The sequence below is a fragment of the Jiangella alkaliphila genome, from assembly GCF_900105925.1.
Classification (GTDB): Bacteria; Actinomycetota; Actinomycetes; order Jiangellales; family Jiangellaceae; genus Jiangella; species Jiangella alkaliphila.
In genome coordinates, this window is the sequence record NZ_LT629791.1 from 6890794 (window position 1) to 6907854 (window position 17061).

The following is a 17061-nucleotide window of genomic DNA, read 5'->3' on the forward strand; positions in this document are numbered from 1 at the left end:
AGGCGAGCTCAGGCCTGCTTGATGGCCGAGATCTCGAACTCCAGCGTGACCTTCTCGCTGACGAGGACGCCGCCCGCCTCGAGCGGGGCGTTCCACGTGACGTTCCACTCCTTGCGGTTGATCACCAGGGCGCCGTCGAAGCCGACGCGCTGGTTGCCGAACGGGTCGGTCGCCGCGCCGGTGAACTCGAGGTCGAAGGTGACCGGCTTGGTGACGTTCTTGATGGTGAGGTCGCCGGTGACCTGGAACGTCGTCTCATCCGACTGGCCGATCGCCGTCGACGCGAAGGTGATCTCGGGGTAGGTCTCGATCTCGAAGAAGTCGTTGGTCCGCAGGTGGCCGTCGCGCTGCTCGTTGCGGGTGTCGACGCTGGCGGTCTTGATGACGATGTTCACCGAGGACTGGCTCGGGTCGCCGCCGTCGATGCGGGCCGTGCCCTCGAACTCGTTGAAGGCGCCGCGCACCTTGGTCACCATCGCGTGCCGGGCGACGAAACCGAGCCGCGTGTGCGCCAGGTCCAGCACGTAGTCGCCGGTCAGCTGGGTCAGGTCGGTCGTCGTGGTCATGTCTGCTCCTTGCCGGGGGGTCTGTGGTCAACTAACTTTGTTGACGCATCACAGATTATCGAACTTGGATGACGTGTCAACTATTCCGTAGACTTGGCGGCATGGCAGAGACACGGTGGCTCGACGACCACGAGCAGGGCGCCTGGCGCGCCTATCTGCGCATGAACACCGTCCTCGGCGCCGCCCTCAGCCGTCAGATGCAGACCGAGTCGATGCTCTCGATGCAGGACTTCGAGGTCCTCGTGCATCTCACCGACGTCGACGACGCCCGGCTGCGGGTGTCCGAGCTGGCCAGGGCGATGCGCTGGGAGAAGAGCCGGCTCTCGCACCACCTCAGCCGCATGGAGAAGCGCGGCCTCATCGGCCGTGAGGAGTGCTCGTCCGACGGCCGCGGCGCGTTCATCGTCCTGACCCCCGAGGGCCGGGCCGCCATCGAGGCCGCCGCGCCGTCGCACGTCGACGCCGTCCGCCGGCATTTCTTCGACGTCCTCACCGACGACGACGTCAAGGCGCTGACTTCGATCGCCGGCCGCGTCATCGCCCGCGTCGAGGCGACCGACACCTGCCCCTCCGAGTAGTTCGCCCGGCCCTGGGTACGGGCCGAAGAGAACACACGAGGGAGGGAGTACCGATGGGTGCGGACGACAAGATGAGCAACGCCGCCGAGAAGGCCACCGGCAAGGCCAAGGAGGCACTCGGCAAGGTCACGGACGACGAGCGGACCGAGGCCGAGGGCAAGACCGACCAGTCGAAGGCCGATCTGAAGCAGGCCGGCGAGAAGGTGAAGGACGCCTTCAAGCGCTGACACCGCGACGCCGCGCGAGACACGTCCGCCCCCGCTACGCACGCCCGGCGGGGGCGGGCGCCGGTCTCGGCGCGGGTCTCAGATCAGCAGGGTGAGGGCGATGCCGCCGGCCGTGGCGCCCAGGATCGCGAACATCTCGGCGAAGGAGCCCTTGCCGGCGCGCGCGACCCGCTCCGAGCCGTCCGGCAGGTAGCGGATCGGGACCGTCTGGCCGACGGTGAACCGCCCGGGGAGCGACGACGTCCGCTCGGCGCCGTCCTCGTCGAGGAACGCGACCGTCGAGACCCAGCGGCTGCTCCGCTCGCCCTGCCCGCCGGTGCGATGCTTCAGCGTCGACTCCGTGACGACGGCGTCGGCGAGCCGCCCGTCGCGGCGTAGGCGCATGGTGCGCGACATCGACCACGCCGCCGCGGCCAGTCCGGCCAGGCCGATGACGATGCGCAGGATGTTGCCCATACGCGCTAGGTGTCTTCCGGCGACCGGCGCTTGACGCCGTGGCTGCGCTCCCACATGGACAGTTGCTTCTCCAGACCCTTCATGATCTCGAAGACCTGGCTCGGTGGCACCCGCACGCGCGTCACGACGCGGGTCGGCACCTTCAGCACCCGGCTGCCGTCCTCTCCGACGGACGGTTTCGGTGGGCGCTTGAGGACGGCGAAGTCGAGGACGAAGGAGTCGGCGGTGTGCCAGATGGAGGCGAAGTCGGCGTACGTGCCGGGCTCCACCTCGGCCGGGATGTCGATGTCGTACTCACGGCGTTCGGGCGGGTTGGCCATGCGTTCTACCCTGCCACAGGGCGACCGCCCGTTCAGGCCTCCGTGTCGGCCGTCACCCGCGCGCCGTTGCGCGCACAGAGAACGAGCCCGGCGAGCGCAGCAGCTCGTCGTCGGAGCCCTCTCCAGCCGTCACATCAGTTGAAGACGCACGCCGGGGCCGCATCGGTTCACGATTTCAGCTTCCCCACGTGGGGATGGTAATCTTCAGCGTCGTTGCGCCATTAGCTCAATTGGCAGAGCAGCTGACTCTTAATCAGCGGGTTCGGGGTTCGAGTCCCTGATGGCGCACTTCCTCAACACTCCCTGATCAGCGGCGGAGCCCGGCGGGCCCGCCGCTTCGTCGTCTTCGGCCCCAACGTCGGCCAGCGGCACCTTGCTCCGAGGCAACCGTGCGCGCTGCGGGAGCGTCATGGCTGTGAGGGGCACCACATTCACCACGACGGCCACCATGACCGCCACAGCTCCAACAGCTTTCCCTTCGACACCATCCCACGGGGAGCGTGATCATGTGAAACCACGATTCGCCATCATCGCCGCCAGCGTCTTCGTCGGCGCAGGCGTCGCCGCGGCACCGGCCGCGAGCTCGACGCCGGCCACCCCGGACATCCCCGAGGTCCGCGCCGCCGCGTCGTCGACCTTGCCCTGCAGCATCGAAATGTCGATCATCGGCGCCGGAAGGTACCGAGAGATCCGCGTGAGCGACACGACAAGCCCGCGCACCGTCACCGACTTCGGCGAGGTGCCCGGCGGACGCTCGGTCCGCTCGTTGGCCACCGGCCACTTCCACGCCGACTTCGGCTTCAAGCTCCGCTACCACTTGGGCAACACCTCGACCTCACTGTTCAGCCTCTCCGCTCGCGACGACGAGGACAGCAAAGAGATCACCGTCACGTCCATGGGTCGCGGCTGGGGCGGCTTCCGACGCCTGGTGTCCTCTGGGGAGGCCGTGGAATCCACCAGCCCCGTGAGCCTCTACGGTCTGCACGACAACGGATCGATCTACCGCTACCGGGTCGCCGCCGGCGCAGGCGGACAGCGAGTGGTCACCGGCGCCGGATCCGTCGCCGGATTCTCCGACCTGAAGACCATCGCGTTGATCGGTGTCACCTCGAGTTACCACGCACTCCTGGCCAACACCACCTCGGGTCAGCTCGTCGTGATCAAGATCCCGACGACGTCGACGATGACCGCCACCCGGACCGTGATCAGGACCCGCACCTGGCAAGGGTTCGAGCACCTCGCAGTGGCGGACTGCAGCGAAGGCTCGACCAACGTCCTGGTCGGCATCGACCACGACACGTCATCGGCCTACGCCTACTCGATGGCGTTCCTGAAGAACACCACCAGCTCGATCCTGGGCCACGGGCAGGTCGCCGGCTCCTGGCCGTGGCTGGTCTTCACCAGCCTGCACGAGGAGGGGAACCCGCCTCAGGGCGCATAAGGCAGCAACGAGCGATACGGCGAGTCGATCAGATGGTGATGGCGATCTTTCCGCGCACCTCGCCGGCTTCGAGGCGGCGCATCGCGTCCTGGACCTGGTCGAGCGGGTAGGTCCGGTCGAGGCTCGGTGTCACGGTGCCCGCCTCGAGGAACTCGGTGATCCGCTCGAGGTCGCTGGCGCGCTCCTTGGAGACGTAGAAGGTCAGGCGTTGACGGACGAACGGCGAGAGGGCGGTCGCCCGCAGGGAGCGGCCGATGCCGATGATGCTGCCGCCCTCTTCGCCGCCGGCGAGGACGGCCGTGCCGGTGGGGGTGAGCGCTCGGCGCAGCCGCGACAGCGAGGCGCCGCCGGCGATGTCGAGGATGAGGTCGTAGCGGTGCGCGTCGTCGGCGAAGTCCTGCCGGGTGTAGTCGAGGACGCGGTCGGCGCCGAGGCTGCGCACGAGGTCGGCCTTCGAGGCGCTGCACACGCCCGTGACCTCCGCACCGAGCGCCTTGGCGAACTGCACGGCATAGCTGCCGACGCCGCCGGACGCGCCGGTGATCAGCACCCGCTGCCCGGCCGCGAGGTGGCCGACATCGGTCAGGCCCTGCAGGGCGGTGAGCGCGGACACCGGCACGACCGCGGCCTGGTCGAAGGAGAGGCCGGCCGGCTTGTGGGCGAGCTTGTCCTCGCGGGCGGCGGCGACCTCGGCGAACGAGCCCTTGGCGATGCCGAACACGTCGTCCCCCGGGGCGAACCTGGTGACCTCGGGACCGACGTCGACGACGGTGCCGGCGACGTCGAGCCCGGGCACGGGGTTCCGGGGCCGGCGGAGCCCGACGGCGAGCCGCACGGCGTACGGCTTGCCCGTCATCAGGTGCCAGGTCCCTCGGTCCAGGCCGGCGGCGTGCACCTGCACCAGTACCTCGTGGGCGGCGATCTCGGGCCGCGCGACCTGGGCGAGATGGAAGACGTCGGTGGAGCCGTAGCCGTCCTGCACGATCGCCCGGTGCGTCGTTGCGGTGGTGGACATGGGTGCGCCTCTCTGACGAGGTGGCGTTCCCGTGTGCCCGGCAGCGCCTTCGTACTTAGTACGGGTACGCTACCGTACTAAGTACGAAATTACGATGGCCAGGAGAGATATGTCCGTACCGCTCGACGATCGCCGGCAGCGATCCGCCCGGCTCACCCGTGAACGCGTGTTGCGCAGCGCCGTGGCGGTCGCCGACGCGGCGGGGGTCAGATCGCTGACGATCCGATCGCTCGCCCAGGAGCTCGGCGTCAAACCGATGACGGTCTACCACTACGTCGCCAACAAGGACGAGATCCTGGACGGCATCGTCGACGTCGTCCACGGCGAGATCGACCTGCCGATACCGGGCAACGACTGGCGTTCGGAGATGCGCCGGCGCGCGCACTCCGCCCGCCGGGTACTCAGGCGCCACCCCTGGGCGATCGGGCTCATGGAGTCGCGCACCAGTCCCGGCCCCGCGACGTTGCGCCACCACGACGTGACCATCGGCACTCTGCGCCGGGCCGGCTTCTCGGTCGAGCTGACCGCCCACATCTACGCCCTGCTCGACAGCTACGTGTACGGGTTCGCGCTGCAGGAGGCGTCGTTGCCCTTCGACGGCCAGGAGACCGTCGCCGAGGTCGCCGAACCGATGATGCAGCGGTTTCCCACCGGGGAGTATCCCCACCTCACCGAGATGGCGACCGAGTTCGTCCTCCAGCCCGGCTACGACTTCGGCGACGAGTTCGAGTTCGGGCTCGACCTCATCCTCGACGCGCTCGCCGGCTCGGTACCCGCCGGCGGCACATCGCCTGAGTGATCGGGCGGCGCGCCCGTCAGCGGCGCGGTGTCCAGGTACTTCACCTCGTCGACGCGCTCGGCGAAGCGCCAGCCATCGGGGGTGCGGCGGTAACGGTCGTGGTAGACGGAGTAGTTGAGGTGCGATGCGCCGTCGCGCAGGCCGCCGAAGCTCAGGACGTACGCGCGCCCGGTCGCCGTGTCGCCGTCGAGCCGCACGATGCCGGGGTGGGTGGCCTGCAGCAGGTAGTTCCACAGCTCCCCGAGCAGCCGCTCGATGCCGGCGCGGATCTCCGCGCGCCCGGCGAACTCGACGCCGACGGCGGGGACGCGCCAGACGGCGTCGTCGGTGAACAGTGCGGCGAAGCGGTCGTAGTCGCGCATCATGCCGGCGTCGGTGAACTCGCCGCGCAGCGCCTCGATCTCGACCCGGTCGGCGGCCGCATGGAGGTCGCTCATCGCGACTCCCCCGACAGCCAGTCGGCGAAGGACGGGCCGGCGAGGACGGCGTCCGGGCCGGGCAGGATCGCGCCTGCCTCGTACAGCACGTCGTCCGCGTCAGGAGAGCTGACGCCCTCGATGCGGACGGCGGAGCCGTTGCGGGCCGCGACCAACGCGGCGAGGTCGACGACCTTCTCCACGCGCGGGCCGGCGACCTCCGTCATGGCGGGCGCCTCGTCCGCGGTCGCCAGGCGGGCGACGGTCTCGGCGGCGGCGCGGGCGGCGACCGGCCGGCGGACGGTCCTCGCGACATGGACGACGTCGCCCTGGCGGCCCCAGCCCATCATCGGCTCGACGAACTCGTGGAAGAGGTCCGAGCGCACGACGCTGACGGGGATCGGCCCGGCCTGCCAGGCCCTCTCCTGCTCGAACTTGGCGGCGCCGTAGCCGGTGGTGAGCCGGTCCACGCCGATGATCGACACCACCACGACGCGGCGCACGCCGGCCTGTTCGGCCTCGCGCCGCAGGTTGGCCACCGACGTCCGGAAGAAGGCGGCGGCCTGCTCGCGGTCCGGCGACGGCCCGGTGGCGGCGTCGACGAGGACGTCCGCCCCCGCCAGCGCCGCGGCGAGACCGTCGCCGGTGATGACGTCCACGCCCGTGCCGCGCGAGAGCGGCACCGGGTCGTGCCCGGACGCCTTCAGGACGTCGACGATGTGCTGGCCGAGGCGGCCCGTGCCGCCGGCGACTGCGATCCTCATGTCTGCTCCTTCGATGCGGGTACGTAGCGTTGACGGAGCGCGACGGAGGAAGGTAACGGTGGAGGATCTGACCGGGCGGTTCGAGGCGCACCGCGGGCACCTGCGGGCGGTGGCGTACCGCATGCTGGGGTCGCTGAGCGAGGCCGACGACGCCGTGCAGGAGACCTGGCTGCGCCTCAGTCGCTCCGACGTGAGCGACGTGCGCAACCTCGGCGGCTGGCTGACCACGGTCATCGGCCGGATCTGCCTGGACCTGCTGCGCTCACGCGCGTCGCGGCGGGAGGAGCCGCTGGACGTCCGCATCCCCGACCCGATCATCGCCTCGGCCGACGGAACCGACCCCGAGCAGGAGGCGGTGCGGACCGACTCGGTCGGGCTGGCGCTGCTGGTGGTCATGGACACGCTGTCGCCCGCCGAGCGGCTCGCCTACGTGCTGCACGACATGTTCGCGGTGCCGTTCGACGAGATCGGCCCGATCGTGGGCCGCTCGAAGGACGCGGCGAAGATGCTGGCCAGCCGCGCCCGCCGACGCGTCGAGGACGCCAACGCGGTCCCCGACACCGACCTCCCCCGCCAGCGTCGGGCCGCCGACGCCTTCCTCGCCGCAGCCCGCGGCGGCGACTTCGACGCGCTCGTCGCCGTCCTCGACCCGGATGTCGTGCTCCGCGGCGACTTCGGCGACTTGCGGCCGTCCGAGCTGATCCGCGGCGCCCGCAACGTCGCCGAGGGCGCGGTCCGTTTCGCCGAGGCCGCTCTGCACTCCCGCCCGGTGCTGGTCAACGGCGTGCCGGGGCTGGTCACCGCCCCGGACGGGCAGCCACTGTCGGTCATGGCGTTCACCGTCCGGGGCGGCCGGATCACCCAGATCGACGTCCTCGCCGACCCCGCTCGCCTGGGCCGGCTCGACCTGACGGCGTTCGGCTCGCCATGATGGTGGCGTGCTCCCCGCTGCAGGGCAGGCCGCGGTCCGATGGATTCGTGCGCGTCCGGGCCACATCATCGATCTCTTCGTCTACGTCGTCGTCCTCAACCTCGCGATCGAATACGTCCCCTCGGTCATCAGCGAGGGCTTCACGCTCTCCCTGCTGACCGCGGTCCTGCTCAAGCTCGCCCTGGAAGTCGTCATCGCCGTCAAGGGGAGCATCGTCGCCAGGTTCCACGCGGCGACGACGCGGCGCGGCAAGGTCGTCGCCGCGTTGTCGTTGTGGGTGGTCGCGGCCGGGAGCAAGCTCGTCGTCCTCGAGCTGGTCGACCTCGTCTTCGGCGACGCCGTGAGCCTGGGCGGCTTCATCCCGGTGACGTTGCTCGTCCTGGCCCTGCTCGCGTCCCGAGCCGCCGTCCGCGCTCTCCTCGACGACGACGGCGTCCGAGACGTCTAATCGACGACGGCGGCCGGCTCGTGCCCCAGATTCGACAGGACGGACGAGCGGCTGGAGTCCTCCGACGCCAGCACGCCGCCGTTGGCGACGTCGTCGGGCTCGATGTGCTCGAAGGCGATGCGGACGTCGCCCGGCCGCGCCCCCAGCTCGGCGACGGCGGCCTCGGTGACGGCGGCCGCGAAGGCGCGCTTCTGCTCCACGGTGCGCCCGCGCAGCAGCTGGACGGTGATGCTCGGCATCGGAATCAGTCCCTTCAGAGAGCGGTGATGACGGTCTTGAGCTCGGTGAAGTCGTCCAGACCGAACGAGCCGAGCTCGCGGCCCCAGCCGGACTCCTTGAACCCGCCGCGCGGCAGCACGACGTCGTCGGCGTGCCAGGTGTTGAGCCAGACGGTGCCCGCACGCAGCGCCGAGCCGGCCCGGTGCGCCCGCGCGACGTCCCGGGTCCAGACGCCGGCGGCGAGGCCGTAGCGGGTGTCGTTGGCCAGCCGGAACACCTCGTCCTCGGAGTCGAACGGGACGGCGGTGACGACCGGGCCGAACACCTCGTTGCGCTGGATCTCGGCGTCCTCGGCGACGTCGGTGAGCAGCGTCGGCTGCATGAAGAACCCGGTCTCCAGCCCGCGCCCGCCCCCGGCGAGCGCGCGCGCCCCGTCGCGCAGACCACCCTCGACGAAGCCGAGCACCATCGACTGCTGCTCCTCGGTGATCAGCGGCCCCATGTCCGTCGCCGGGTCGAAGCCGTTCCCGAGCCGGGTGCCCCGGGCGATCGCGGCCACGCCGGCGACGACCTCGTCGAACGCCGACCGCTCGACGTAAAGGCGCGAGCCGTTGACGCAGCACTGGCCCTGGTTGAAGAAGCCGGCGTGCGCGGACCCCGCGATCGCCGCGGGCAGGTCGGCGTCGGCGAAGATGATGTTCGGCGCCTTGCCGCCCAGCTCCAGCGACACCTTCTTGAGGTTGCCGGCCGCGGCCTCGACGATCTTCTTGCCGACCGCGGTCGAGCCGGTGAAGGCGACCTTGTCGACGCCGGGGTGACGCACCAGCGCGGCGCCCGCGTCGCCGTAGCCGGGGACGACGTTGAGCACGCCGGGCGGGAACCCGGCCTCCAGGAACAGCTCGCCCAGCCGCAGCGCGGACAGCGGGGTCTGCTCGGCCGGCTTCAGCACGACGGTGTTGCCGGCGGTGACCGACGGGATCACCTTGAAGCAGGCCATGAGCAGCGGGAAGTTCCACGGCACGATCCCGGCGACGACGCCGACCGGCTCGCGCACGGTGTAGGCGAAGTACGGGGCGTCGGCCGACATCGGGATGGTCGTGCCCTCGATCTTCGTCGCCCAGCCGGCGAAGTAGCGGAACAGCTCGGCGGCCGTCGCGACGTCACCGTCCCGGGCTCCGGCGAACGGCTTGCCGTTGTCCAGCGTCTCCAGCTGGGCCAGCTCGTCGGCGTGCTGGTCGATCAGCTCGGCCATCCGCCACAGCAGCCGGGCCCGCTGACGAGGTGTGGTGCGCCGCCACGCCGACCCCGGCTCGAACGCCGCCCGGGCGGCGGCCACCGCACGGTCGACGTCCTCCTCGCCGCCGTGGGCGACCCGGGCCAGGACGGTGCCGGTCGCCGGGTCGAGCGTCTCGAAGGTGCGGCCGGACGCCGCGGCCGTCCAGACGCCCCCGATCAGCAACGGGCGCTCGGCCGCGATGAACTCGGCGACGGCGGGCAGCAGGTGGTCGCGGGTGGCATCGGTCGTGGTCATCGAGGGCGCCTTTCTGCACAGGAGAGAGTCATTTCAGGACCGCCACCTTCGAGCGGTCGATCGTCACGGTGACGGCGACGATGATCAGCAGGCCGTAGAAGATCGGTTCGAAGCCGGCGTCGACGCCGATCAGCGAGAGGCCGACGCGCAGCAGCACGACGATCAGCGCGCCGACGACGGTGCGGAACAGGCCGCCGTGGCCGCCGGTGATCGCCGTCCCGCCCACGATCACCGCCGCGACGGCGGGCAGCAGCAGGCTGTCGCCGAGCGTCGGCGCACCACTGAACGTGCGCGCGACGAGCAGGACGCCGGCCAGCCCGGCGCAGGCGCCGGAGATCGCGAACGCCGCGATCTTCACCTGGCTCACCGGCAGTCCGGCCAGCCGCGCCGCCGGCTCCGCGTGCCCGATCGAGGACACCCAGCGGCCGAACGGGGTGAACTTCAGCACCGCACCCAGCACGGCGACGACGCCGAGCGCGACGAGGATCGCGCTGGGCACGCCACCGACCCGGGTGAACGCCCAGCGCAGCGCGCCGAGGTCGGTGACGGCGATGGTGCTGGCGCCCGAGAACGCCAGCGCCAGCCCGGTCCACAGCGACATCCCGCCGAGCGTGACGATGAACGACGGCACCCGCGCGGCCACGTGGATCCAGCCCTGCACGGCGCCCGCGGCCGCGCACACCAGCACGACCGGCACGACCACTGCGCCGGACATCGTCGGCACCCACAGCGCGGTCAGCACCGAGGCCAGCGACGCCAGCGCGCCGATGGACAGGTCGATGCCGCCGCACAGGATCACCACGGTGATCCCGATGGCCAGCACCATCAACGGCGCAGCGGAGTCGGCCATGGTGGTCAGGCTGCGCTGGGTCAGCAGGTCGGGGTTGCGCAGCGACAGCAGGACCAGCAGGGCGCCGAGGATCAGCAGCGGCATGAACCGGACCAGCTCGCGGCGCACGCGGCTCGGCCCGTCCGGCGCGGGCGGCCCCGCCGACGTGACCTCGGGCGCGGTGTCGGTGCTCATACCATCTCCTCGAGGATCACGACGGGGTCCGGCTTGGCGCCCTTCGGGGTCTCGACCGTCGTCACGACCGCACCGTCCTTCATCACCACGACGCGGTGGCTGAGCGCGATCGTCTCCTCGAGCGTGTCGGAGAGCAGCAGCACGGCGCAGCCGGCCGCGGCCAGGTCTCTGATCAGGGCGTACACGTCAGACTTGGCGCCGACGTCGAGCCCGCGGGTCGGGTGGTCGAGGATCAGCAGCCGCAGGTCGTCGTCGATCATCCAGCGGGCCAGCACGACCTTCTGCTGGTTGCCGCCCGACAGCGTCCCGATCGGGGTCTGCGGCGACGGCGTCTTGATGCCCAGCCGCCGGACCCACTGCTCGACCAGGCCGCGCTCCCGCCGCGGCTGCAGCACCGGCCCCGAGCACACCTCGCCGACGTGCGCCATCGAGAGGTTCTCGGCCACCGACATCGGCGGGATGATGCCGTCGGTGCGCCGCTCGGACGGGACGTACCCGATGCCCGCGCGGACGGCGGACCGCGGCGAGCCGAGCCGGAACGGCCGGTCGTCCAGCGTGACGCGGCCGCCGGACGCCCGGATCGCGCCGAACAGCGCGCGGCAGACGTCCTCGCGCCCGGACCCCTGGACGCCGGCGACGCCGAGCACCTCGCCGGCGCGGATGTCGAGGCTGACGTCCTTGCAGCCGGCCGTCGAGAGCCGGTCCACCCGCAGCCGGACGGGTGCGCCGTCGCAGTCGCGCTGCGCGTCGTCGTGGTAGTGGCTGCCGCCGGACTCGCGGCCGATCAGCAGGTGGTGCAGGTCGGTGGCGTCGACCTCATGCGGGTCGACCTCGGCCACGACCTTGCCGTTGCGCAGCACGTAGACGCGGTCGGACACCTCCAGCACCTCGTCCAGCCGGTGCGAGACGAATACGACGGACGCGCGCGTGCGCAGCCGCTCGATCTGCGCGAACAGCGTCGCGATCTCGTCGCGCTCGAGCACGCTGGTCGGCTCGTCCAGCAGCACGACCGGCTCACCGGTGATGCGCTCCTCGATGGTGAGAACCTTCGCGACCTCGACCAGCTGACGCTGCGCGAACGTCAGCGTGTCGGTGCGCGCACCCGGGTCGATCGTCGAGCCGATCTTGTCCAGCTGCTCCTGGGCCAGCGCCCGCAGCGTCCGCCAGCGGTAGACGCCGCCGCGCACGGCCGAGCGCTCCGCGCCGAGCAGGATGTTCTCGGCGACGGTGAGGTTCGGCACCAGCGACTGCTCCTGGAAGACCATGCCGATGCCGACGGAACCGGCGTGCGCCACGCCCCGCAGCCGGACCGCCTCGCCGCCGACCCGGATCGTCCCGGCGTCCGGCGCGACCAGCCCGACCAGCGACTTCAGCAGCGTCGACTTGCCGGCGCCGTTCTCGCCGATCAGTCCGACGACCTCGTGCGGGCGCACCTCGAAGCTCATGCCGTCGAGCGCCGTCACGCCCGGAAAGCGCTTGGTGAGGCCCTCGACGGAGAGCACCGGAGCGCTCATTTCACCACCCCCAGCCGATGCCGGACCGGCCACGTCGCGGCGGCCACCGCGACGACGACGATGACGCCCTGGACCGCCTGCTGCGCGTACGGGCTGACGCCGGCGAGGATCAGCCCGTTCTGCAGGACCGTGAGGACGAACACGCCGATCATCGACTGCAGGACGCCGCCCCGCCCGCCGACCAGCAGCGTCCCGCCGATCACCGCCGCCGCGATGGCGGAGAAGTTCAGCCCGCTCCCCGCCGTGACGACGCCGGAGCCCAGCTGCGCGGACGCCATGACGGCGCCGAGTCCGTAGAACGCGCCGGCGACGGCGAACGCGGCGGTCTTGTACCGCGCGACCGGGACGCCGGACAACCGCGCGATGTCCTCGGCGCCGCCGATCGCGTACGCGTACCGGCCGACCCGCGTGTAGCGCTGGATCAGCCAGCCGGCGAGGACGGCGCCCGCCGCGACCCAGCTGGCCACGGCGAACCCGAGGAACTTCGACGACGCCCAGCCGCTCAGCCACGCGTCCTCGACGATCGGCCGCTCGCCGGCGAACAGGATCGTCGCCACGCCCAGCCCGATCGCGTAGACGCCCAACGTCGTCAGGAACGACGGGATCCGCAGGCGCGTCGACAACAGCCCGCTGGCCAGCCCGAACACCGCGCCCAGCGCCACCGTCGCGGCCACCCCGAGCACGCCGAGGTCGAGCCCGGTGCGCGAGTTCGCCACCAGCAGCGCGACCGTGAGCGCGCAGGCGCCCACCACCCCCTCGACGGACAGGTCGATCGCGCCGAGCAGCAGCACGAACGTCAGCCCGACGGTGATGACGGCCAGCACCGCGGCCGCGTCGACCACCGCGACCAGATTGTCGAGGCTGCGGAACTGCGCGTCGAGGACCGAGAACACCAGGATCATCAGCACCAGCGCGGCCAGCGACGCCGTCGTCTGGACGGCGTCGGTCCCGCTCGGGCGCCAGTTCAGACGCGAGCGTCCGCCCGCCGCCGGCGCCGGTCCCCGCGTGGGGGCCGGGCCGGCGGCGGCGCGCGGCTGAGCCGTGTCGGGCGACGTCATCAGCCGATCGGCCCGGTGGCGCGATCGAACAGGCTGCCGCACTCGAAGTCGGCCAGGTCCAGCTCGGGCGCGGCGAACTCCGCGGCGTTGCTCTGGTCGATGAGGAACTGCTCGGCGAAGAACGCGCGGTCGTCGTTCTCGATCGACGCCGGGTCCAGCTCGCCCGTCGCGGCGCAGTACCCCATGGCCAGGCCGATCGCGCCCTGCCACGGCCCGTCGCTGGACACCGTCGCCGTCATGGTGCCCGCCTCGATCGCGGCGATCGCCTCCGGCACCGCGTCGATGCCGACCACACCGACGTTGTCCAGCCCGACCGCCTCCAGCGCCTGCACCGCGCCGAGCGCCATGTCGTCGTTGGCCGCCCAGACGCCGCCGACGTGCTCAGCGTGCGCGGTCAGCAGCGTGCGGGTCACCGTCAGCGCCTCGGCACGATCGAAGTTGGCGGTCTGCTCGTCGAGCAGGGTGATGCCCGGGTACTCGGCCAGGGCGCGCTCCAGGCCGGCGAAGCGATCCTGCGCGGCGGAGGTGTCGAGGATGCCCTGCAGCGCGATGACGCCGCCGCTGCCGCCCATCCGGTCGAACAGCGCCTTGGCGATGAGGTACCCGGACTCCTCGCCGTCGTAGGTGATGTGCGCGACCCAGCGGTCGAAGCCGTCCCACGGGTTCAGGTCGACCGGCTTGTTCCACTGGGTGACGAGGAACGCGCCGGCCTCGTTCGCGGCGGCGACGATCGGCGCGGTGTCGGCGTCGCCGTTCGGGAGCACGTTGAAGACGGTGCACTCGATGCCGCTGCCGGCCAGCGCCTGGCGGATCTGCTCCTGCTGGCGCTGCGAGTCGCCGTCGTACGTGAGGTGCTGCTGTTCCAGGTCGACCGACTCGGCGAAGGTGTCGCCGCCGGTCAGCCAGGCCGCCTCGTACGGGTTGGTCTGGTTGCGGACCTGGCCGATCAAGGTGATCTCGTCGGGACTGCAGCTGCCGTCCCCTTCCGCGCTCGTGCTGCCCCCGTCGTCCGAACAGCCGGCGAGCAGGAGCCCGCCGGCGAGGACGCCGGCGACGACCGTCGAGCGATGACGCGTGGGTTTCCTCATTGAAGTTCCCTCTCGGCTTCGGACGGCCCGCGGGTGCGGACCGCGAGGACCTGACTGCGACACACGGGCCCGCTACCGGGCGCTCCAGCCTCCGTCCACGAGCAGGACGTGCCCCGTCACGTAGTCCGAGGCACGGGAGGCCAGGAAGACCGCGGCGCCGACGAGATCGGACGGCAGCCCCCACCGGCCGGCGGGGATGCGGTCGCCGATGCTCGTCGCGCGGGCCGGGTCGGTGCGGAGCCTGGCCGTGTTGTCGGTGACGATGTAGCCCGGCGCGATCGCGTTGACCTGCACCCCGCGCGGCGCCCACTCGTTGGACAGCGCGCGGGTGACGCCGGCGACGGCGTGCTTGCTCGCCGCGTACGACGCGACGCCGATGCCGCCCTCGAACGAGAGCAGGCTGGCGATGTTGATGATCTTGCCGCGGCCCCGGGCGACCATCGGCCCGGCGATCCGCTGCGTGAGGAAGAACAGCGACGTCAGATTCACGTCGAGCACCTCGTTCCAGGAGCTCGCGTCGACCGTCAGCGCCTCCTCCCGGTGGATCACGCCGGCGTTGTTGACGAGGATGTCCACGTCCGCCGGCAGGAGCTCGTCCAGTGCACCGCTCGCGATCAGCTCCGGGTGCGACAGGTCGAGGTCGAGCGTCGTCGCCGTCCGGCCCAGCTCCTCGACCGCCGCCTTGGTGGCGTCGAAGCTGCCGGCCCTCCCGGCGAGCACGAGGTCCGCACCCGCGCCGGCCAGCCCGACGGCGATCGCCCGGCCGATGCCCCGGCTCACGCCGGTGACCAGCGCCGTCCGTCCGACCAGCGAGAACGCCCGCAGGTCGGCTTCGGGCGCCTGCACGGCGGGCGCTGCGGCCGCGGCCTGGCGGCCGTCGGTGCTCACAGGGCCTCCAGCGCTACGGGGTCGAGGTCGCCGTAGTCGGTGTTCTCGCCGGCCATCGCCCAGACGAACGCGTACGGCCCGGTGCCGGCCCCGGCGTGCACCGACCACGACGGCGAGATGACCGCCTCGCCGTCGCGGACCCAGAGGTGCCGGGTGTGGCCGGGCTCGCCCAGCACGTGCAGCACGCGGGCGTCGTCGTCGAGCTGCGTGTACAGGTAGACCTCGGTGCGGCGGTCGTGCCGGTGCGGCGGCATGGTGTTCCACACCGACCCCTCGGCGATGACGGTGACGCCGAGCTGGAGCTGGCAGGACGGGTGGCCGCCGGAGCCCCAGACGTAGCGGTACAGACGGCGGACGCTGGCGCCGCGCTGGTCGCCGAGGTCGACCGGCTCGATCTCGGCGCGCCGGAAGACCGCGACGCCGTGGTCGGCGTGCGCGGTCGCGGAGACCAGGTAGAACCGGGCGCCGTCGCCGCGGAACGCGACCCGCCGCCCGCGCCCGACGTACGCGCCGTCGAGCGTGCCCAGTTCGTACGGCTCGTCGTCGACGATGAGCCGGCCCGGCCCGCCGACGTTGACGACGCCGAGCTCGCGGCGTTCGAGGAAGTGCTCGGCCCGCAGCGGATCCGCCGCCGGCAGTGCGAGGCTCTCGTCCGCGGTGGGTACCGCGCCCGCCACGACCAGGCGATCCTCGTGCGTGTAGACCGCGCGCACCTCGCCATCGGCGAACAGGTCGTCGACGAGGTAGCGTTCACGCAGCTCGGCGGTGGTCGCGGTCTCGGCCGAGGCCGGGGCGGTCGCCTGGCGGACCTCCATCATGGGCGCTCCCATCGAACGTCGGGCGACGGTTCACATATGCGGACACTTGTCCTTGTATGCGACCGCACTCAACCAGCATGTGAATGACCTGTCAAGGATGGGTCTGCTAGCTTTGTCCGTGATGAGCGTCGACGATGTGGACGTCTCGCCCGACACAGAGGGCGATGAGGGGGACTTCCAGCCGGTGAAGTCCGCCGGCAGAGTGCTCGAACTCCTGGAGGTCCTCGCCAGTACCGGCCCGCGCACCATGCGCGACCTCGCCGACCAGCTCGGCGTGCCGAAGAGCAGCATGCACGCCCTGCTCAGGACCATGCAGCACTACGGCTGGCTGGAGCTCGACGCCACCGGCAAGCAGTACGGCCTCGGCGTTCACGCCCTCCTCGTCGGCTCCGCCTACGTCGACGGCGACGACGTCGTGGCCCGCACCAGCCCCATCCTCGACACCCTCGCCGAGAACACCGGCGAGACCGTCCACCTCGGCCGCCTCGAGGGCGACCACGTCGTCTACATGGCCAAACGCGAATCGGTGCATCCGCTGCGGATGTTCTCGGCGGTCGGCCGCCGGCTCTCGGCGTACTCGACGGCGCTCGGCAAGTGCCTGCTCGCGGGGCTGTCCGACGAGGAGATCGCGGCGCGCATGCCGGCGAAGCTGGAACCGGCCACCGACAAGACGATCACCGACCCCGACCTGCTGCTCAAGGACATCCGGCGCGCCCGCGTCCGCGGCTACTCGATCGACGACGAAGAGACGACGCAGGGCCTGCGCTGCTTCGCGATCGCGCTGCCGCAGCGGGCGCCCACCCACGACGCCATCAGCATCTCGGTCCCGATCTTCCGCCTCGACGACGAGCGCCAGGAGGCGATCGTCCGGCTGTTGTTCGAGGCTCGGTACTCGTTCGCCCGCTGACCGTTCTTCGGGGGTTTTGCCGAGTTGGCCGTCCCCCTGCTGGGACGGGGAAG

The 17061-nt window shown here is 71.4% G+C and carries 21 protein-coding genes and 1 tRNA gene; 8 read left to right on the top strand and 14 right to left on the bottom strand.

Annotation, left to right across the window (positions count from 1 at the left end; translation table 11 throughout):
- Positions 1–8: 8 nt before the first annotated feature.
- Positions 9–566, bottom strand: a complete 558-nt coding sequence (locus BLV05_RS31705; protein WP_046768672.1) for a YceI family protein — start codon at positions 564–566, stop codon at positions 9–11.
- A gap of 101 nt (positions 567–667) precedes the next feature.
- On the opposite strand from BLV05_RS31705, the gene BLV05_RS31710 reads away from it, so the two are divergent.
- Positions 668–1144, top strand: coding sequence for a MarR family winged helix-turn-helix transcriptional regulator (locus BLV05_RS31710; protein WP_046768671.1), 477 nt, complete (start codon positions 668–670; stop codon positions 1142–1144).
- A 53-nt stretch (positions 1145–1197) separates the two neighbouring features.
- Complete coding sequence (locus BLV05_RS31715; RefSeq protein ID WP_046768670.1) at positions 1198–1371, top strand: CsbD family protein; 174 nt, start codon at positions 1198–1200, stop codon at positions 1369–1371.
- Positions 1372–1449: 78 nt separating this feature from the next.
- Here BLV05_RS31715 and BLV05_RS31720 read toward each other — a convergent pair whose 3' ends face one another.
- A complete protein-coding gene (locus BLV05_RS31720; protein ID WP_046768669.1) occupies positions 1450–1827 on the bottom strand; it encodes a DUF3592 domain-containing protein in 378 nt (125 codons plus the stop codon).
- 5 nt (positions 1828–1832) lie between these two features.
- Positions 1833–2147 (bottom strand): DUF3467 domain-containing protein, encoded by a 315-nt coding sequence (locus BLV05_RS31725; RefSeq protein ID WP_046768668.1) that lies wholly within the window; start codon positions 2145–2147, stop codon positions 1833–1835.
- Positions 2148–2362: 215 nt separating this feature from the next.
- Between BLV05_RS31725 and BLV05_RS31730 the strand changes: the two genes are divergently transcribed.
- A tRNA-Lys gene (locus tag BLV05_RS31730) sits at positions 2363–2435 on the top strand.
- 160 nt (positions 2436–2595) lie between these two features.
- The gene (locus BLV05_RS31735) at positions 2596–3588 is read left to right on the top strand and encodes a hypothetical protein (RefSeq protein ID WP_152690731.1); all 993 of its coding nucleotides are present in this window, start codon (positions 2596–2598) and stop codon (positions 3586–3588) included.
- Between the two features lie 28 nt (positions 3589–3616).
- Here the strand turns inward: BLV05_RS31735 and BLV05_RS31740 are convergent, their stop codons facing one another.
- Complete coding sequence (locus tag BLV05_RS31740; protein WP_046768666.1) at positions 3617–4603, bottom strand: NAD(P)-dependent alcohol dehydrogenase; 987 nt, start codon at positions 4601–4603, stop codon at positions 3617–3619.
- Positions 4604–4712: 109 nt separating this feature from the next.
- Between BLV05_RS31740 and BLV05_RS31745 the strand changes: the two genes are divergently transcribed.
- Entirely contained in the window at positions 4713–5402 is a 690-nt protein-coding gene (locus BLV05_RS31745; protein WP_046768665.1) for a TetR/AcrR family transcriptional regulator, read from the top strand.
- Here BLV05_RS31745 and BLV05_RS31750 read toward each other — a convergent pair.
- Both BLV05_RS31750 and BLV05_RS31755 read right to left on the bottom strand, forming a co-directional pair.
- A complete protein-coding gene (locus tag BLV05_RS31750; protein WP_046768664.1) occupies positions 5309–5839 on the bottom strand; it encodes a nuclear transport factor 2 family protein in 531 nt (176 codons plus the stop codon). The genes BLV05_RS31745 and BLV05_RS31750 overlap by 94 nt on opposite strands.
- Positions 5836–6582 carry an NAD(P)H-binding protein gene (locus BLV05_RS31755; protein ID WP_046768663.1) on the bottom strand — a complete coding sequence of 249 codons (747 nt, stop codon included), beginning with the start codon at positions 6580–6582 and terminating at the stop codon, positions 5836–5838. The genes BLV05_RS31750 and BLV05_RS31755 overlap by 4 nt, the downstream gene beginning before the upstream one ends.
- 58 nt (positions 6583–6640) lie before the next feature.
- Here BLV05_RS31755 and BLV05_RS31760 point away from each other — a divergent pair, with 58 nt between their 5' ends.
- A complete protein-coding gene (locus BLV05_RS31760) occupies positions 6641–7513 on the top strand; it encodes a sigma-70 family RNA polymerase sigma factor (protein ID WP_231948645.1) in 873 nt (290 codons plus the stop codon).
- 7 nt (positions 7514–7520) lie between these two features.
- The gene (locus BLV05_RS31765; protein WP_082155209.1) at positions 7521–7961 is read left to right on the top strand and encodes a hypothetical protein; all 441 of its coding nucleotides are present in this window, start codon (positions 7521–7523) and stop codon (positions 7959–7961) included.
- Here the strand turns inward: BLV05_RS31765 and BLV05_RS31770 are convergent.
- The 8 genes from BLV05_RS31770 to kduI all read right to left on the bottom strand — a co-directional run bounded on the left by BLV05_RS31770 (position 7958) and on the right by kduI (position 16098).
- The gene (locus tag BLV05_RS31770) at positions 7958–8200 is read right to left on the bottom strand and encodes a tautomerase family protein (RefSeq protein WP_046768661.1); all 243 of its coding nucleotides are present in this window, start codon (positions 8198–8200) and stop codon (positions 7958–7960) included. The two genes, BLV05_RS31765 and BLV05_RS31770, sit on opposite strands and share 4 nt — an antisense overlap.
- 14 nt (positions 8201–8214) lie before the next feature.
- Positions 8215–9711, bottom strand: a complete 1497-nt coding sequence (locus BLV05_RS31775) for an aldehyde dehydrogenase family protein (RefSeq protein ID WP_046768660.1) — start codon at positions 9709–9711, stop codon at positions 8215–8217.
- Between the two features lie 28 nt (positions 9712–9739).
- Complete coding sequence (locus BLV05_RS31780) at positions 9740–10735, bottom strand: ABC transporter permease (RefSeq protein ID WP_046768659.1); 996 nt, start codon at positions 10733–10735, stop codon at positions 9740–9742.
- Positions 10732–12249: a sugar ABC transporter ATP-binding protein gene (locus tag BLV05_RS31785; protein WP_046768658.1), complete on the bottom strand. Its 1518-nt coding sequence runs from the start codon at positions 12247–12249 to the stop codon at positions 10732–10734. Before BLV05_RS31785 ends, BLV05_RS31780 begins: the two co-directional genes overlap by 4 nt.
- Complete coding sequence (locus BLV05_RS31790; protein ID WP_197683425.1) at positions 12246–13307, bottom strand: ABC transporter permease; 1062 nt, start codon at positions 13305–13307, stop codon at positions 12246–12248. Before BLV05_RS31790 ends, BLV05_RS31785 begins: the two co-directional genes overlap by 4 nt.
- A complete protein-coding gene (locus BLV05_RS31795; protein WP_052762425.1) occupies positions 13307–14395 on the bottom strand; it encodes a sugar ABC transporter substrate-binding protein in 1089 nt (362 codons plus the stop codon). The genes BLV05_RS31790 and BLV05_RS31795 overlap by 1 nt, the downstream gene beginning before the upstream one ends.
- Before the next feature lie 72 nt (positions 14396–14467).
- Positions 14468–15220 carry an SDR family oxidoreductase gene (locus BLV05_RS31800; RefSeq protein WP_046768751.1) on the bottom strand — a complete coding sequence of 251 codons (753 nt, stop codon included), beginning with the start codon at positions 15218–15220 and terminating at the stop codon, positions 14468–14470.
- Positions 15221–15279: 59 nt separating this feature from the next.
- Positions 15280–16098 carry a 5-dehydro-4-deoxy-D-glucuronate isomerase gene (gene kduI, locus BLV05_RS31805; protein WP_172860823.1) on the bottom strand — a complete coding sequence of 273 codons (819 nt, stop codon included), beginning with the start codon at positions 16096–16098 and terminating at the stop codon, positions 15280–15282.
- 124 nt (positions 16099–16222) lie between these two features.
- Here kduI and BLV05_RS31810 point away from each other — a divergent pair, with 124 nt between their 5' ends.
- Positions 16223–17008: an IclR family transcriptional regulator gene (locus tag BLV05_RS31810; RefSeq protein ID WP_082155208.1), complete on the top strand. Its 786-nt coding sequence runs from the start codon at positions 16223–16225 to the stop codon at positions 17006–17008.
- Positions 17009–17061 lie beyond the last annotated feature (53 nt).